Below are 916 nucleotides of genomic sequence, written 5' to 3' on the forward strand. Positions count from 1 at the left end.
TTAGCCTCCTACTCGATTAACCTTCATTTCTCCATCTTGTCGAAATATCGTTAGCCCTTGCCCTCGTTTTCGCCGCTTGGCTGGCCATAATGTGAGTTAGAAGCACCTATAAGAGGTTATTTTTTAAATTCCAGAGGAGAAAAAGGACGAACTTTTCCAAAAGAAAAATCATGATTTTTTTGTCGGCTGCTTTGGTTCTCATTTCGCAGGCTGGATTTATGTTGGCGTTTACAAATCATAGTGATATTAAAATGCAAATATCCCCCTCCCTGATCAATGACAAAACTAGAAAGGATTACCGGCGATAAACAACTTACAGCTTTATTAAGAATCATCCTAAGAGCGCAAAACTAAAAAATTTGTCTGATATGCAAGGAATCAGACCTCACCGAGCGGAATATTACGCGGGAGAAATAGATCACAAAAATGTTGACCTCTGTTGCATATGACATTTAGAATCCGGCTTTCAAGCCTATAAACGCCCGGAACTCTGCCCGACCCGCCATTTTCACATGAAAACCCGGTAAAAAATCACTGGGTCCGTTATGCAATTAACTTAGTTCAGCCGCGATCGCCCGGCCGTCCTGCCTGTAAAAAGGCAGCCGCCCAGAAAGGTTCCTTCAAGAGCCCTGTAGCCATGGACGCCGCCACCGCCAAACCCGGAAACCTCCCCCGCTGCATACAAACCGGGTATGGCACGGCCTGCGGAATCTAAAACGTTTCCAGATAAATCGGTTTGCAGGCCGCCTAATGTTTTTCTGCTTAGAAGATGAAGGCGCACGGCAATGAGCGGACCATTTTTCGGATCGAGTATTTTATGCGGCGGGGCAACACGAATCCATCTATCCCCCAAATAATTTCGATGGCCCCGGATTGCCGTCACCTGCAAATCTTTTGTAACTCAAGTTTCGGACTT

1 protein-coding gene and 1 pseudogene are annotated in these 916 nt (G+C 45.6%); both read right to left on the bottom strand.

The genetic code is table 11. The features are described from left to right. Positions 1-116: 116 nt before the first annotated feature. The gene (locus P9687_RS17210; RefSeq protein WP_155245505.1) at positions 117-257 is read right to left on the bottom strand and encodes a hypothetical protein; all 141 of its coding nucleotides are present in this window, start codon (positions 255-257) and stop codon (positions 117-119) included. Between the two features lie 299 nt (positions 258-556). Then, positions 557-898, bottom strand: a pseudogene (locus P9687_RS17215) (FAD-binding protein); the annotation flags it as partial. Between the last annotated feature and the right edge of the window lie 18 nt (positions 899-916).

Source organism: Weizmannia sp. CD-2023 (genome assembly GCF_036225245.1).
Classification (GTDB): Bacteria; Bacillota; Bacilli; order Bacillales; family Bacillaceae_C; genus Weizmannia; species Weizmannia faecalis.